The sequence below is a fragment of the Ignavibacteriales bacterium genome (assembly GCA_020635255.1).
Classification (GTDB): Bacteria; Bacteroidota; Ignavibacteria; order Tepidaquicellales; family Tepidaquicellaceae; genus JAEYVS01.
This window is the reverse complement of sequence record JACKAC010000002.1, coordinates 726,934-743,532: the sequence shown is the minus strand read 5'-3', so window position 1 is coordinate 743,532 and position 16,599 is coordinate 726,934. Positions and strand designations below refer to the sequence as shown.

At 40.4% G+C, this 16,599-nt stretch carries 15 protein-coding genes; 12 read left to right on the top strand and 3 right to left on the bottom strand.

Translation table 11 applies throughout. The features are described 5' to 3' along the window. Nucleotides 1-12 precede the first annotated feature (12 nt). From ccoN to H6614_11175, 12 genes are all read left to right on the top strand, one after another. Nucleotides 13-2,166 (top strand): cytochrome-c oxidase, cbb3-type subunit I, encoded by a 2,154-nt coding sequence (ccoN, locus tag H6614_11230; GenBank protein MCB9244238.1) that lies wholly within the window; start codon nucleotides 13-15, stop codon nucleotides 2,164-2,166. A 216-nt stretch (nucleotides 2,167-2,382) separates the two neighbouring features. After that, nucleotides 2,383-3,303: a c-type cytochrome gene (locus H6614_11225; GenBank protein ID MCB9244237.1), complete on the top strand. Its 921-nt coding sequence runs from the start codon at nucleotides 2,383-2,385 to the stop codon at nucleotides 3,301-3,303. 18 nt (nucleotides 3,304-3,321) lie between these two features. Further along, complete coding sequence (ccoG, locus tag H6614_11220; GenBank protein MCB9244236.1) at nucleotides 3,322-4,746, top strand: cytochrome c oxidase accessory protein CcoG; 1,425 nt, start codon at nucleotides 3,322-3,324, stop codon at nucleotides 4,744-4,746. A 6-nt stretch (nucleotides 4,747-4,752) separates the two neighbouring features. Further along, the gene (locus H6614_11215) at nucleotides 4,753-5,184 is read left to right on the top strand and encodes a FixH family protein (protein ID MCB9244235.1); all 432 of its coding nucleotides are present in this window, start codon (nucleotides 4,753-4,755) and stop codon (nucleotides 5,182-5,184) included. Then, a complete protein-coding gene (locus H6614_11210) occupies nucleotides 5,184-5,888 on the top strand; it encodes a sulfite exporter TauE/SafE family protein (GenBank protein ID MCB9244234.1) in 705 nt (234 codons plus the stop codon). The genes H6614_11215 and H6614_11210 overlap by 1 nt, the downstream gene beginning before the upstream one ends. Before the next feature lie 64 nt (nucleotides 5,889-5,952). Next, entirely contained in the window at nucleotides 5,953-6,591 is a 639-nt protein-coding gene (locus H6614_11205; GenBank protein ID MCB9244233.1) for a TetR/AcrR family transcriptional regulator, read from the top strand. A 10-nt stretch (nucleotides 6,592-6,601) separates the two neighbouring features. Then, nucleotides 6,602-7,852: a TolC family protein gene (locus H6614_11200; GenBank protein ID MCB9244232.1), complete on the top strand. Its 1,251-nt coding sequence runs from the start codon at nucleotides 6,602-6,604 to the stop codon at nucleotides 7,850-7,852. A gap of 10 nt (nucleotides 7,853-7,862) precedes the next feature. Then, nucleotides 7,863-8,765 carry an HlyD family efflux transporter periplasmic adaptor subunit gene (locus tag H6614_11195; protein ID MCB9244231.1) on the top strand — a complete coding sequence of 301 codons (903 nt, stop codon included), beginning with the start codon at nucleotides 7,863-7,865 and terminating at the stop codon, nucleotides 8,763-8,765. Continuing rightward, the gene (locus H6614_11190) at nucleotides 8,762-9,688 is read left to right on the top strand and encodes an ABC transporter ATP-binding protein (GenBank protein ID MCB9244230.1); all 927 of its coding nucleotides are present in this window, start codon (nucleotides 8,762-8,764) and stop codon (nucleotides 9,686-9,688) included. The genes H6614_11195 and H6614_11190 overlap by 4 nt, the downstream gene beginning before the upstream one ends. Next, on the top strand, nucleotides 9,681-10,436 hold the full coding sequence (locus tag H6614_11185) for an ABC transporter ATP-binding protein (GenBank protein MCB9244229.1): 756 nt from the start codon (nucleotides 9,681-9,683) through the stop codon (nucleotides 10,434-10,436). Before H6614_11190 ends, H6614_11185 begins: the two co-directional genes overlap by 8 nt. Further along, a complete protein-coding gene (locus H6614_11180) occupies nucleotides 10,436-11,536 on the top strand; it encodes an ABC transporter permease (GenBank protein ID MCB9244228.1) in 1,101 nt (366 codons plus the stop codon). Before H6614_11185 ends, H6614_11180 begins: the two co-directional genes overlap by 1 nt. After that, nucleotides 11,536-12,651, top strand: a complete 1,116-nt coding sequence (locus tag H6614_11175) for an ABC transporter permease (protein ID MCB9244227.1) — start codon at nucleotides 11,536-11,538, stop codon at nucleotides 12,649-12,651. The genes H6614_11180 and H6614_11175 overlap by 1 nt, the downstream gene beginning before the upstream one ends. Here the strand turns inward: H6614_11175 and H6614_11170 are convergent, their stop codons facing one another. Genes H6614_11170 through typA form a run of 3 tightly spaced genes read right to left on the bottom strand, consistent with a single transcriptional unit; the run spans nucleotide 12,652 to nucleotide 16,574 of the window. Further along, a complete protein-coding gene (locus H6614_11170) occupies nucleotides 12,652-14,319 on the bottom strand; it encodes a formate--tetrahydrofolate ligase (GenBank protein ID MCB9244226.1) in 1,668 nt (555 codons plus the stop codon). It lies immediately after the preceding gene. Nucleotides 14,320-14,376: 57 nt separating this feature from the next. Beyond that, complete coding sequence (locus tag H6614_11165; protein MCB9244225.1) at nucleotides 14,377-14,730, bottom strand: (2Fe-2S) ferredoxin domain-containing protein; 354 nt, start codon at nucleotides 14,728-14,730, stop codon at nucleotides 14,377-14,379. Further along, on the bottom strand, nucleotides 14,727-16,574 hold the full coding sequence (gene typA, locus H6614_11160; GenBank protein ID MCB9244224.1) for a translational GTPase TypA: 1,848 nt from the start codon (nucleotides 16,572-16,574) through the stop codon (nucleotides 14,727-14,729). Before typA ends, H6614_11165 begins: the two co-directional genes overlap by 4 nt. Nucleotides 16,575-16,599: the final 25 nt, after the last annotated feature.

Here is a 16,599-nt window from a genome sequence, read left to right as displayed (position 1 = left end):
GAGAAAATCAGTATGCAAGTGGAGAAATTCTACTACGACAATAAGACTGTTAAAATGTTCGCCATTGCGACTGTGGTATGGGGAATTGTGGGCATGCTTGTCGGGCTTATAATTGCTTTCCAGCTTGTATTTCCCGAGCTTAATTTCGGCATTCCTTACATTTCTTTCGGCAGGATCAGACCTGTACATACCAATGCCGTGATCTTTGCATTCGTTGGGAATGCGATCTTTATGGGTTTGTATTACTCACTCCAAAGGCTTTGTAAAGCCAGGATGTTTAGTGATACACTAAGTAAAGTTCACTTTTGGGGATGGCAATTAATTATCGTTCTTGCCGCAATAACACTCCCCCTGGGATATACTACAACAAAAGAATATGCAGAACTCGAATGGCCAATCGATATCCTGATCGCAGTAGTATGGGTGATATTCGCGATAAACATGTTCGGAACCATAATAAAGAGAAGAGAAAAACATATGTATGTTGCGATATGGTTTTATATTGCAACGGTGATAACAGTAGCTGTGCTTCACATCGTAAATTCCATAGAGCTTCCAGCGACCTGGCTTAAAAGTTATTCGGTATACGCGGGGGTTCAGGATGCATTGGTACAATGGTGGTATGGGCATAACGCGGTGGCATTCTTTTTAACGACGCCATACCTCGGTCTAATGTACTACTTCCTGCCGAAGGCGGCGGGCAGGCCGATATATTCATACAAGTTATCCATTGTGCATTTCTGGTCTCTTATTTTCATCTATATCTGGGCAGGTCCTCACCACTTGCTATATACTACTCTTCCGGATTGGGCACAATCACTCGGTACGGTTTTTTCCGTAATGCTATGGGCGCCATCCTGGGGCGGCATGATAAACGGTCTCATGACCTTACGTGGAGCATGGGATAGGGTTAGAGAAAATCCGGTATTAAAGTTTATGGTGGTGGCAGTAACGGCATACGGTATGTCAACGTTTGAAGGACCTATGCTGTCATTGAAAAATATAAATGCAATAGCACACTTCTCCGACTGGATCGTGGCACACGTGCACGTTGGGGCTCTCGGATGGAACGGGTTCCTTACTTTCGGTATCCTCTACTGGCTCGTACCTAAGATGTGGAGAACCAATCTGTACTCAACAAAGCTGGCAAACGCGCACTTCTGGATCGGAACACTTGGTATTATAATATATGTGATCCCGATGTATTGGGCAGGTCTTGTACAGGCATTAATGTGGAGAGAATTTACTCCGGACGGATTACTGCTTTATCCTAATTTCCTCGAAACTGTAAGACAAATCATCCCGATGTATTTCGGAAGAGCCATCGGCGGTGCACTTTATCTTTCCGGTGTTATAATGATGGCATACAACCTTGTAAAAACGGCGAAGCAGGGCAGCTTCCTTGCCGAAGAAGAGACAGAATCTCCACCTATGGTTGATGACTTGAAGGGACAGCTCGAGCCTGCAAGAAAACACAGGATACTCGAAGGTAAGCCATTGAAGTTCGCACTTTATGCAACTATCGCTATACTTATCGGAGGAGCGGTAGAGATGATCCCTACATTCATAATCAAATCAAATGTTCCTACTATAGAAAGTGTAAAGCCATACTCCCCTCTCGAATTACAGGGTAGAGACATATATATGAGAGAAGGATGCGCAACATGCCATTCACAGATGATACGCCCGTTCAGATTTGAAACGGAAAGATATGGCGAGTATTCGAAATCAGGTGAGTATGTGTACGATCACCCGTTCTTATGGGGATCAAAAAGGATTGGACCTGACTTGCACAGGGAAGGCAAAAAATATCCTAACTTATGGCATTTGAATCACCTTGAAGATCCAACATCGGTATCTCCGGGATCTATAATGCCTAGATACCCATGGCTCCTTGAGAATAAGCTTGACATTTCAACAACCGAAGCCAAGATAAATACAATGATAAAGCTGGGAGTTCCCTATCCTGAAGGATATGGTAAAACTGCTAATGATGATCTTAAGAAGCAGGCTGAAGAAATTTCAGCAGACCTGGAGAAAAATGGTGTTATGATGAATTCCGACAAGGAGATAATTGCAATCATTGCTTATCTGCAAAGACTCGGCACTGACATAAAGGTAACGAACGATACAACCAAACAAACTAATGAAACAGTAAATAAATAGACCATGTTTAAGCAATATTTTGAACAAATAGATAATATTGAAATTTTCCCGATAATAGGGTTAATATTATTCGGCATTTTTTTCACGGCTTTATTACTATGGGTCTTTACGCTGAATAAAAGATATATAAAAGAGATGTCCGAATTACCACTGCAAGATGATGAGGAAACGACCGGGAATGAAAACTTGGAAATTTAAAAGAAAAATTTTCTAATCATGAAAAATACAAAACTATTAAAAGCTGTTTTAGTCCTGTTCTCAATGCTTCTTTATGTGGACTCATTTGCAGAAGAAGAGGGATCAATGGAGGGTGTAAAGCTATTCAACTACTTTGCCCTCGGAGTCCTGGCTATAATTCTTCTTATGGCTCTTATTTATGCAGTACACAGTCCCTCTGAGGAAGAACTAGCCGGAGAGCCTGCAAAAGAAGGCGCTGTTAAGAAGATAATGCACGCATTAACCAGATCCACACCTGTTTCCCAGGAGCGTGATATAATGCTCGACCATGAATATGACGGTATCAAAGAGCTTAACAATAGTGTTCCTCCGTGGCTTAATTACATTTTCATCGGATCGCTGGTATTTGGAATATTTTATGTAATGCATTTTCATGTATTCGGGACAGGTAAAACTCAAGCCGAAGAATATGGCGCGGAAATGGAAGTTGCCCGGATAGAAATGGAGCAACTTATGAAGTCAGGTGCATTTATTAATGAGGAGAATGTTACGTTTTTAGAAGATGATGCATCCCTTAATGCCGGGAAGGAACGTTTCGTAAAAGACTGTTCACCGTGTCATGGTATGAATGGAGAAGGAAACATCGGACCTAACTTAACAGATGATTACTGGATACACGGAGGTAAGGTAAGCAACCTCTTCCTTACTGTGAAAAACGGTGTGCCTGAGAAAGGAATGATCGCATGGGGACAACAGTTGAATCCAAAACAGATACAGGAAGTTATCAGCTTTGTTATGACATTGCATGGAACAAATCCTCCGAATGGAAAAGCTCCGGAAGGAGAGCTCTATGTTCCGGAGAAGAAAGAGGGCGGTGACTCGACAAAAACAAGCACAGATTCAACAAAGACAACAAAAGATTCGACCAAAACAAGTTCGGATACAACTAAAAACAAATAGAAGGTAAGGATTATTATATTGGAAGTAAAAGCGCCGAAGAAAGAAGTTTCTGAATATCAATACGAATACCGTGATCACCTTGCAACGATCAATGAAGCAGGCAAGCGCATTTGGGTATATCCAAAGAAACCAAAAGGAAGATTTTACAGCGCGAGAACGTACGTTAGCTGGGTACTGCTCGCATTTCTCTTTGCGGCTCCGTTCATTAAAATAAACGGGCATCCATTTATGATGTTCAATTTCATGCAGAGGAATTTTATTCTGTTCGGATTGCATTTCGGACCTCAGGATTTTCACCTCTTTTTCCTTGCAATGATCACTATAATAGTTTTCATAGTGCTTTTTACAGCGGTTTTTGGAAGAGTATTCTGCGGGTGGGCATGCCCCCAGACGATCTTTATGGAAATGGTATTTCGAAAGATCGAGTACTGGATAGAAGGCGACGCTAACCAGCAGAGAAAACTCAAAACGGCACCCTGGACTGCCGGGAAGTTTTTTAAGAAGCTTTCAAAGAACCTCATTTTCTTTGGAATTGCTTTCTTGATTGCCAATACCTTCATGGCATATATAGTAGGGATAGATGAACTCTATAATATAGTAACTCATCCGCCATCAGAACATTTAGCAGGATTTATTGCCGTAACGGGTATTTCAATAGCTTTCTATGGTGTTTATTCCTATTTCAGGGAGCAGGTATGTACGGTCGTTTGCCCTTATGGAAGACTGCAGGGTGTACTACTCGATCCAAATACTACTGTTATTGCATATGATTATGTCAGAGGGGAGCCTAGGGGAAAGATAAAGAAAGGTGAAGAGAGAAAATTCGGGGATTGCATTGATTGTCACCAATGTGTGGACGTTTGCCCAACCGGAATCGACATCAGGAACGGGACTCAGCTGGAATGTGTAAATTGCACGGCATGTATTGATGCATGTGACACTGTAATGGACAAGGTAAACTTCCCTCGGGGATTGATCCGATACGACTCGGAGAATAATATACGGGAAAGGATCAAAAGAAGATTTACAGGAAGGGCAATAGCGTATTCGGTCGTATTAACGATTTTACTTACGATCCTTATCGTATTACTTGTTAATAGAACGGATGTAGAAGTATCATTGCTTAGAACACCAGGAATGTTCTTCCAGGAACAAACAGATGGGAAAATAAGCAACGTTTATAACCTGAGATTGGTAAATAAAACTTTTGATGAATCTTCCGTAGAGCTTAAACTTCTAAATAAAATAGGTGAGATAAAAATAGCGGGTGAAGAATTAAAAGTAGCACCACAGGGAACATCCGAATCAAAACTTATTATTATACTAGATAAAGATCAGATACCGGACAGGAATAATGACTTAAAGGTTGGCATATACTCTAAAGGCGAGCAAATCGATGAGATAGAAACAAACTTTATGGGACCGGGATCAAAAACCAAATAATCAATTATGAGCTGGGGTACAAAAATAATATTATCTTTTGTTGTATTCATGACAGGTATGCTGGCAATGGTGTTTTATGTATTCAACCTCAAAATGGATCTTGTAGAGGATAATTACTATGAGCAGGATCTAAAATACCAGGAGCATATTAACACATTAGAGAAAACTCTGAAAGATGGAGAGAATCTCCAAATAGTTAAGAAAGCGGGCAGTATAGATTTTCAATTTCCGGAGCAGGGATCTGCACCTGGAGGTGAGATATTTTTTTACCGCCCCTCAGACGCAGAAAAAGATTTTAAGATCAATATTTCTCCTGACGAAAAGAGGATGCAGAATGTTAGTACATCCCAATTGGATCCGGGTATCTGGAAAATCCAGGTTACATGGTATTCAGATAATCAAAAATACTTTAAAGAAGAAAAGGTTTTCGTAGACTAATGGAAGTGTGGGCCGGACTAATATTGGGATTTGTTGGAAGCTTTCACTGCGCAGGTATGTGCGGACCAATTGCTATGTCACTCCCAGGAAGCAACTATAAAGATTTCAAATTTATATTCGGTCGGTTAATCTATAATTCCGGAAGAGTGATCACATATGCATCACTGGGAGCGTTATTTGGTTTTCTTGGGAACAGAATCGCCATATCCGGCTTACAACAAGAACTCTCAATAGTACTTGGCATTTTAATTTTAGTCACCCTTAGTTTTTACCTCTTTGGAAGAAAGAATAAATATTCCGGTAAAATACTTACAAAATATACTACGGTCATTAAGAAACCTCTTTCAACATTGTTTAAAAAGAAGAGTTACACTTCCCTGCTCCTTATAGGAATAATAAATGGGTTACTACCATGCGGATTCGTTTATATTGCAATTGCAGGGTCGCTCTCAACCGGCGGAGTTACTTCGGGAATGTTATTTATGGTTTTGTTTGGTCTTGGTACTTTCCCTGTTATGCTTTCAGCATCCGTCTTTGGAAACATAATCCGAAGCAAGATCAGAATTCCCTATGCGAAGATCCTCCCCTCACTTTCTGTTGTGATCGCGATTCTTTTGATACTCCGCGGGCTAAATCTTGGCATTCCCTATATCAGCCCCGAATTAAAATCTACCCCACAAGATTCCGAAGTGATCTGTAAATAATTTTAATTCCACTTGCATTTAAAAATCTTTATTGGTATTTTAACCAACTAGTTAGTTAAACCATATGGTTAAATTCATTATGGAAGATAAGCTACTGAAAAAAGAACAATCTACCGACAAGATAATTTTACAATCCGCTAGAGAAGTATTTATGAAATCAGGATTACAAGGTGCTCGAATGCAGGAGATCGCTGATAAGGCTTCCATAAATAAGGCGATGCTCTATTACTATTACAGATCGAAAGAAGATCTTTTTAAAGCCGTTTTCATTGAGGAGATATACAAAGTCATGCCGAAGATCAGCGAGCTCCTCGCCGTCGATCTTCCACTATTCGATAAGATCAGGTACTTTGTCGAAAATTACATTGACATAATAAAACGGAATAAGCACATGCCAATATTTGTGTTAACGGAAATAAATCAAAACCCTGAAAGAATAGTTTCCTTTGCACGCGAAAAAGTAATGACATATTTCCATGTATTGGTTAAAGACGTTGAGAAAGCTTATAAAGAAGGATTAATAATAAAAATTGAACCGCAGCAGCTAATTGTAAACATGCTTGCGCTTTGTTTATTCCCATTTGCAGCCAGACCAATGGTAAAAGGGATTTTTGGTATGGATGAAGATGCTTTTGATGAATTTATCGACCGTAGAAAAAAAGAAGTACCTGATTTCATAATAAACGCGATAAAAGTTAAATAACAAAACAGCCATGAAAGCATTATTAATGCTTATGTTCCTCTTCCCGCAGCAAAAGGATACGCTTACACTTCAGTATTGTTATGAGCAGGTCTACGAAACCTATCCCACAAGGCAACAGGAACAATTAGTGGAATCGTCTTCCCGTTTGAAGGTCGATAACCTTGGCGTGAATTACCTGCCGAAAATTACGCTAAGTGGTAAGGCATCATATCAATCCGATGTACCTCACCTTGAGACGAGTTCACCATTATTTACATTCCCCCAGCAAAGCAAGGATCAATATAAACTGCTGCTTGATGTCACACAGACAGTTTATGACGGAGGCATTACGGGAAGCCTCGAGGATATACAGAGGAATGAAGCACTTGCCGAGCAACAAAAGGTCGAGGTAGAGCTTTACAACCTTAAACAGAACATAAACGATCTGTACTTCGGGGTGCTGACCCTTCAGGAAAGTCAGAAGCAGCTTGAGATACAATACGAAACTGTGAAAGAACAGCTGGATCAGGTCATCGTCCAGATACAAAACGGCGCTGTTGCCGGCAGTAACAGATATATACTCGAAGCCCAGCTGGTGTCTATAGAACAGCAGATAATGAATATCCAATCGAACAAAATGGCTTCGATACGAATGCTCTCGCAACTAATGGATGAAGATCTTGATACAAATACCGTGTTCAAGGTTCCCCAGGTATCTCTGCCTAATACGGATATAAAACCCGGCGACCGACCGGAATACAAGCTATACAACCTTGAGAAAAATACCCTAACATCCTACCAGGATAAAATATCGACCAATATGATGCCGAAGATAAATGTGTTTGGTCAGGCAGGATACGGCAGACCGGGACTAAATTTTCTGGATAATGATTTCAAATCTTTCTACATGGTCGGGTTAAACTTATCATGGAGTCCTGTGAACTGGGGCACAAATAACAATGAAGAGCAAATCTATAACATCAATAAAAAAATGATCGATACCCGTAAGGAAACCCTCGATAAAAATATCAAAATGTCGCTTGAGAAATATAAAACCGATATATCTAATATGGAAGGATTAATACAAAAGGATTATGAGATAATCGCATTAAAGGATAAAGTAATGCTGAGTATTTCATCACAACTTCAGAACGGAACGATTACGGCAACTGATTATCTTACAGAACTAAATTCCAGAACACAAGCAGTGATAAACCTCAAAACACATGAAGTACAGTTAATACAGGCAAAAGTAAACTTCCTAACAGCAAAAGGAAATTAAAAAAATAGATATGAGAAAGATTTTCATAGTACTTATTCCGCTAATTACCATTCTGCAATCCTGTTCAAATGACGACGGGAAATCCGATGCTTATGGAAACTTCGAAGCTACGGAGACAATCGTATCCGTTAACAGCGACGGCAAGATATTAACCCTAAATGTCGAGGAGGGTGAGACGATTCCGGCAAATCAAGTCGTAGGCTTCATTGACACCACACAGCTTCACCTCAGAAAAATGCAGCTTGTAGAGCAAAAGCAAACAATTGCAACAAAATATGCAGGTGTATTTGCTAATGTAAGGGTCCTCCAGCAGAAGGTTGAGGGTAACATGATCGAGAAGAGAAGGATAGAAAACCTTCTCAAGAGCGAAGCAACACCGGAAAGGAATCTAGACGACATTAACACTAATATTAACGTTCTCGAAAGTGAGATAGCCGCAACCAAGACGCAGAATAAAACCATTTTCGAGGAAATGCAAACGGTCGATGCACAGATAAAACAAGTCGATGATCTGATCGACCAGAGCATAGTGATAAATCCCGTCGATGGGACAGTACTGGTTAAGTTCGTTGAACAATACGAAATGAATACACCGGGTAAACCATTATATAAGATAGCTAATCTCGACACCATGACACTCAGGGTGTATGTCAGCGGTGCACAGCTTCCATCGATATCGATCGGACAAAAAGTAACTGTACTTGTGGATAAAAATGCCAATAGCGACAGACAGCTGGAGGGAGTAATTAGCTGGATTTCTTCAAAAGCGGAATTTACACCGAAAATAATCCAGACAAAGGACGAAAGGGTTAATCTTGTTTACGCAGTAAAAGTAAGAGTGAAAAACGATGGTACGCTGAAAATAGGAATGCCCGGTGAGATAAGGTTCGACTTAAACACTTCCAATCAATGAATGCAATAGAAGTACATAACGTAAAAAAAACATTCGAGAGTATCACAGCGCTGGAAGATATAAACATCGAGATAAAGGACGGTGAGTTATTCGGGTTTATCGGACCTGATGGCGCAGGGAAAACAACACTATTCCGGATATTAACTACACTGCTCATCCCGGATACAGGTACAGCTACAGTATTAGGATTCGACACGGTCAAAGATTACAAGAGCATCCGGAACATCGCCGGGTATATGCCGGGAAGGTTTTCCCTTTATCAGGATCTTAGTGTTGAAGAAAACCTAGAATTTTTCGCGACAATATTTGGTACCACAATTAAGGAAAATTACTCGCTTATAAGTGATATCTACTCACAACTTGAACCATTTAAAAAGAGAAGAGCGGGACAATTATCGGGTGGAATGAAGCAAAAGCTGGCGCTGTGTTGCGCTTTGATACATAAACCAAAGGTGCTTTTCCTGGATGAACCTACAACAGGTGTGGACCCGGTCTCAAGAGAAGAGTTTTGGGGAATGCTGGATAGGTTAAAAGATCAGGGAATAACGATTGTAGTATCTACACCTTACATGAATGAAGCCTCACTTTGCGACAGGGTTGCGCTAATCCAAAAGGGCAAGCTTCTTAGTGTCGATACTCCCGACGATATTGTAAAACATTACACAAAAACTATATACGGAATAAAAGCGGATAAAACTTACCAGCTTATTGAATCTTTATTGAAATATGAATATGCCGAATCTGTTTACCCGTTCGGAGAATTCCTTCATTACACTGATAAACGTGACAATATCAACCCGGATGAGATCAAAAAATATCTGGAAGGATGCGGGTTGAAGGATATAGAGATCGAAATTAAAAAACCGGATATCGAAGATGTCTTTATGTATTTAATGAAGCAAACTGAAACAGCGAATGCCTGATGAAAATAATCACATAATTGAGGCGGAAAAACTCACCAAGAAGTTCGGCAATTTCACCGCTGTTGATGCTATCTCATTTTATGTAAAAAAAGGTGAGATATTCGGTTTTCTGGGTGCGAATGGTGCCGGTAAAACAACTGCCATAAAAATGCTTTGTGGGCTTTGGAAACCGACCTCCGGTGATGCGCAGGTTGCAGGGTTCGATATTTATAAACAGACGGAAGAGATAAAAAACAATATTGGTTATATGAGTCAGAAATTTTCTTTATACGAAGATCTAACGGTAAAGGAAAATATCCGTTTTTATGGAGGTATATATGGGCTGTCGAATTCCGAAATAAAGCGGAAAACAGATTTTATGATAGAGCATCTTGACATAAAGGGCTCTGAGAATAAATTAATCCGATCTTTGCCCCTTGGCTGGAAACAGAAACTGGCATTCTCGGTAGCTATGCTTCATGACCCCAAAATAGTATTCCTGGATGAGCCCACCGGCGGTGTGGATCCGATAACAAGAAGGCAATTCTGGGAAATGATATATAAGGCTTCTAGTGAGGGCGTAACAATGTTTGTCACAACCCACTATATGGATGAAGCAGAATATTGCAACAGGGTATCGATGATGGTGGATGGAAGAATCGCAGCGCTCGACACACCCTCAAATCTTAAGAAACAATTCCATGTACATTCTATGTTTGATGTATTCGTAAAAATAGCACGTCCTGAGCAAACAAAAGAGCCCGCATAATGAAAAGATTCATCGGCTTCATAAAAAAAGAGTTTTATCATATCTTCCGGGACAAAAGGACGTTACTAATTCTCTTCGGAATGCCGATTGCCCAGATAATGCTGTTCGGGTTTGCTATTACTAACGAGATCAAGGATGTAAAGATAGCAGTCCTGGATAAATCTAAGGATAACGTGACCGAGGAGATCCGCAATAAAATACTTTCGTCGGGATACTTCAAACTTTATGACAATTTAAATACTGATGCGGAACTCGATGCGGCATTTAAAAAAGGTGAGATAAAAGAAGCAATAATATTCCAGCCCAATTTTGCGGAAGACCTTACATCACAGAAGAAAGCTTCCGTACAGCTAATAGCAGATGCAACAGACCCGAATCTTGCATCGCTTGTTGTAGGATACACTACATCTATACTTATGGATTATCAGAGTAGTCTTGCTATTAAGCCACCACCTTTGATAACCACAGAAGTGAAAAATATTTATAATCCTGAATTGAAAAGCGTTTATATGTTTGTCCCCGGATTGATCGCTGTAATACTCCTTCTCGTTTCCGCGCTGATGACCTCAATATCTATAACACGTGAGAAGGAGTTGGGCACAATGGAGGTAATCCTTGTTTCCCCATTGCATCCAATACAGATAATCATAGGAAAGGTAGTTCCCTATTTCATGCTGGCATTTACAAATACATGTATTATTCTTCTGCTTGCTAAATTCGTCTTCGAAGTACCAATAGAAGGGAGCCTCGTATTTTTATTAATCGAGTGTGTAATATTCATGATTACAGCTTTATCTCTGGGAATACTGATATCTACAGTTAGTGATAATCAACAGACGGCAATGATGCTTTCATTAAGTACACTGATGCTGCCGACTATTATGCTGTCCGGATTTGTATTTCCTATCGACAATATGCCGCTGGTATTGCAAATTTTGAGTAATATTATCCCGGCGAAATGGTTCCTGATTATCGTGCGCGGAATCATGCTTAAAGGCGCTACTATTCAATACTTATGGCAAGAATCCCTGGTACTCGGAGGAATGGCTTTATTTTACCTGGTTGTAAGCCTCAAGAAATTTAAGATCAGACTGCAATAATGAGGACCATACTATTCATATTAAGAAAGGAATTTCTCCAGATATTCAGGAATAAATCTATGCTTCCGCTGATATTCATAACTCCGTTTATCCAGCTTATTGTGCTTTCAAATGCAGCTACATTTGAGATAAAGAATATCAGGTTTGATGTAATAGACTTCGATCAGACGAGTTACTCACGTGAACTTATTTCTAAATTCACAGCAAGCAACTACTTTACATATAACAACAGCTATTTCTCGACCGGACAATCAGAAGAGGATTTCGAAACGAGAGATGCGCGACTGGTTTTATTTATACCAAATAATTTCGAGAAGGATTTTATAACAACAGGGCAAACAAAAGTACAGCTTATCATAAATGCAGAGGACGGAAATGCCGCCGGAGTGGTGTATAATTACTCGAGCAGTATTGTAAGTGATTTCAACTCGTCCATTGTTACGGATGTAAGCGGGTTAAAGATACCTCAGTCGCCTATGATAGATGTCACGTTCAGGAACTGGTTCAATCCTTTGTTAAACTATAAAACGTTTATGGTCCCCGGTATACTCGTTGTTCTTGTCACAATGATCGGGATGTTCCTTGCCGGTATGAATATTGCAAAGGAAAAGGAGATGGGAACTATCGAGCAACTGAATGTTACCCCAATTAAAAAATATCAATTTATAATTGGTAAGCTAATGCCATTCTGGGTAATTGGAATGGCAGAACTTTCCGTCGGAATTCTTGTTGGCCGAGTCTTATTTAATATTCCGTTCCTGGGAAGTCTAATAAGCGTTTACATCGTTGCAACAGTATATATGCTGTCTGTACTGGGAATTGGATTGTTCATTTCTACAATTACTAATACTCAGCAACAAGCGATGTTCATTGCATGGTTCTTTATGGTAATATTTATTTTGATGGGAGGAATCTTTACACCGATAGAATCGATGCCGCAATGGGCTCAAACACTCGATATTGCAAATCCGATCGCGCACTTCAATAAAGTAATGCGTATGATAATGCTGAAGGGATCGCATATACCGGATTTTGCAAACACAATCTATTTCCTTGCAGGATATGCAGTTGTGATCTTATCGCTTGCGGTATGGAGATACAAAAAGGTCAGTTAATTACGCCAGCCCAGTAATTTCCCCGTTTTCATCAATATCGATACGCTCAGCAGCAGGATGAGTAGGTAATCCGGGCATTCTCATAATATCACCGGTAATAGGAATAAGGAAACCGGCTCCGGAAGCTATTTCAATCTCTCTCACAGTAACCAGGAAGTCTCTCGGCCTGCCTAATAATTTTGGATTATCCGATAGTGAGTTTTGTGTTTTTGCGATACAAACGGGCAATTTATCCAATCCCAATGAATTGATTGTTTTCAAGTCCTTCTTAGCTTTCGGCATGAAATCGACGTGTTTAGCTCCGTATATTTTTGTAGCAACAAGCTCAATCTTATTCTCAACAGAATCATTCAGGTCATAAAGTGGAGTGAACTCGTCCTTGCTTTCTGCAACAGTCTTAACTACTAATTCGGCAAGTTCCTCTGCTCCTTCGCCGCCTTTTCCCCAGACATCGGCTTCCGCACAAGCAACTCCCAATTCCGCACATTTGTCTTTTATTCTCTGAATTTCTTCCGGAGTATCGGTTGTGAACTTGTTAATTGCAACAACAGGCGTAACTTTAAAGTAGCTTTTATTCTCGATGTGTTTCTCAAGATTCTCAAAACCTTTCTCTAAAGCTTCCAGATCCGGTTCGTTAAGTTCCTTTAAAGGTTTACCACCATGATACTTTAAAGCCCGTATAGTTGCAACAATGACTACGGCTTTAGGTCTCAAACCCGATGTAGCGCATTTTATATCAAAAAATTTCTCTGCACCCAGCTCGTATGCAAATCCCGCTTCTGTGATCGTATAATCAGCCAGAGAGAGTCCCATTCTTGTAGCAATTACGGTATTTGTTCCCTGCGCGATATTAGCGAAAGGACCACCGTGAATAATAGCAGGATTGTGCGCAAGGGTTTGAACAAGGTTCGGTTTTATCGCATCCTTCATCAGAACAGCCATCGCACCGTTTACCTTCAGATCTTTTGCAAAAACGGGTTTCTTATCGAATGTAAATCCAACGAAAATATTCCCGAGTTTTTCTTTCAGATCATTCAAGTCGTTAGCAAGACAAAGAGCCGCCATTACTTCTGATGCGGCTGTTATATCATATCCTGTTTCGCGGGGAAAGCCCATTGTCGTTCCACCAAGACCAATCACTATCCTTCTGAGCGCCCTATCGTTCATATCTATAACCCTTTTCCATCGTACAGTCCTTGAGTCTATCCCGAGAGCTATCTGCACATTCTGAAGATTGTTATCTATCATAGCAGCGAGCAGATTGTGAGCCTTTTCGATCGCATTAAAATCTCCCGTGAAGTGCAAATTTATATCTTCCATAGGTACTACCTGTGAATAACCCCCGCCTGTAGCACCACCCTTAATCCCAAAGACCGGTCCAAGCGATGGCTCTCTAAGCACGACCATACTCTTTTTGCCAATCCTATTCATTGCATCATTCAAACCGATCGAAACAGTTGTTTTACCTTCACCCGCGGGCGTGGGATTTATTGCCGTTACGAGAACAAGGTTGTTATTTTTTACCTTATCCATATCGATCAGACTCAGGGGAAGCTTGGCTTTATACTTACCATATAACTCTAATTGATCGGTATCAATACTGGCTTTTTCCGCTATACCTGTTATCGGATCCAATTCAATAGATTTTGCAATTTCAAGATCAGTCATAAGAGTAATATTTTAGTTTGATAGTCTATATAATAACAGATAAATACTAATATATTATTATGGAATCTTTATATGATATTCTTCTACTGGGACACCCCCGATCAAATGCTCCTGTATGATCCGTTCCAGAACCTCAGGAGTGCAAGAATGATACCATACCCCATCGGGGTAAACAACAGCTATTGGTCCTTCCAAACAAATCCTCAAGCAATTTGCCTTTGTTCTGTAGATCCCTTTCTCTTCCAGCCCTAATTCTTTGATCCTTCCCTTTAAGTAATCCCATGATTTCAGACCAGCTTCTTCCGAACAGCATTTTGGTTTAGTCTGGTCGGCACACAGAAAAATATGCCGTTCAATTTTATTTATTCCAAGTTCAGTTGCTTTCTTAATAAGATGTCTGTTTTCTGTCATACTTCGACCTTCCCGGTTACTAACTTACCTCTGAGCGTATGACGCTTTTGAGAAGAAAGAATAGACTTACGGAGCCTGATGCTTAATGGCGTTACCTCGACAAGCTCATCGTCCTTGATAAAGTCGATCGCTCTCTCAAGTGTCATCGGCGTGACAGGCGTCAGCATTATGCTATCATCCTTACCCGAGGCACGCATATTCGTTAATTTCTTTCCTTTACACGGATTAACATCAAGGTCGTTGTCCCTATTGTGCTCACCAACTATCATTCCTTCATATACAGGATCATTTGGCACAGAGAAAAGTATTCCCCTGGGCTCAAGATTATATAATGCATAAGAGAGCGCATCCCCCTGACGGTCTGAGACAAGGGAACCGGTGACCCTCGTTGGGAATTCACCTCTATACTCCTCGTAACCCTGTAAATATGAGTTCATTATACCTGTACCCCGGGTGTCTGTAAGAAATTCATTTCTGTAGCCTATAAGTGATCTCGACGGGATAGAAAACTCCAGCCTAACCCTGCCTGTACCGTGATTAACAAGGTTTATCATCCTGCCTTTGCGTTTGGATAATTTTTCGGATACAATGCCTACAAAATTCTCATCGCAATCAATAAACAAATGCTCTATTGGTTCATGGATCTTGCCGTCCACCATTCTATTAATTACCTTTGGACGACCAACACTAAGTTCAAATCCCTCACGGCGCATCGTTTCAATTAATATTACCATTTGAAATTCTCCCCTGCCCTTTACAATAAAGCTGTCCCCATCAGGTGAGTCCTCTACTTTTAATGCTACATTGCTGAGTGTTTCTTTATGAAGCCGTTCACGTATTTTGTTAGACTGAACGATCTTTCCTTCTTTACCGGACAGGGGGGATGTATTGATAGAAAAAAGCATAGAGATAGTGGGTTCATCCACAGCAATCCTCTTAAGAGCAACCGGATTTTCACGAGTTGTTATAGTATCACCTATATGAACTTCTTCTATTCCAGATAATATTACTATGTCGCCGGGCTCAACTTCGTCCACTTCACTGAAATTAACTCCATCATAAACCTGAAGCTTAGTCACTTTAAGTGGCACAACATTTCCCTCTTCGTTTATTCGTGCGAGATCCTCATTTTTTCTTGCTCTGCCATTTGCAACTTTACCGATTGCAAGCCTGCCGAGAAAATCCGAATAATCAAGATCGGCAACTAGCATCTGGAACGGTTGTTCCGGATCATAAGATGGTGCAGGAATCTCGGACATTATTGTTTCGAACAAAGCTGAAAGATCTTTACCCTGTTCTTCAAGGTTCTTCTGAGCAATACCCTGCTTACCAATGGCATAAAGCACAGGGAACTCAATCTGCTCCTCTGTCGCGTCAAGATCTATAAACAAATCATACACTTCATTCAATACTTCCTGCGCACGCGCATCTTTTCTGTCTATTTTATTCACAACTACAATTATTTTTAAACCGTTTTCAAGAGCCTTCCTTAAGACAAAACGTGTTTGAGGGAGCGGTCCCTCTGACGCATCAACAAGTAATATAACTCCATCGACCATCATTAGAGCCCGCTCGACTTCACCACCAAAATCAGCGTGCCCTGGTGTATCGAGAATATTGATCTTCACATCACCCCAATTAACGGAACAGTTTTTTGCGGCAATTGTAATTCCTCTCTCTCTCTCCAGGTCCATATTATCCATCACTCTGTCCTGGACTTCCTGGTTAGCCCTGAATGTACCGCTTTGTCTAAACATATGATCGACGAGTGTAGTTTTCCCGTGATCAACATGGGCTATAATTGCTATGTTCCTTAACTTATTATTGTATGATAATTCTTTCATTAAATATGTCTAAAATTTATAGAAC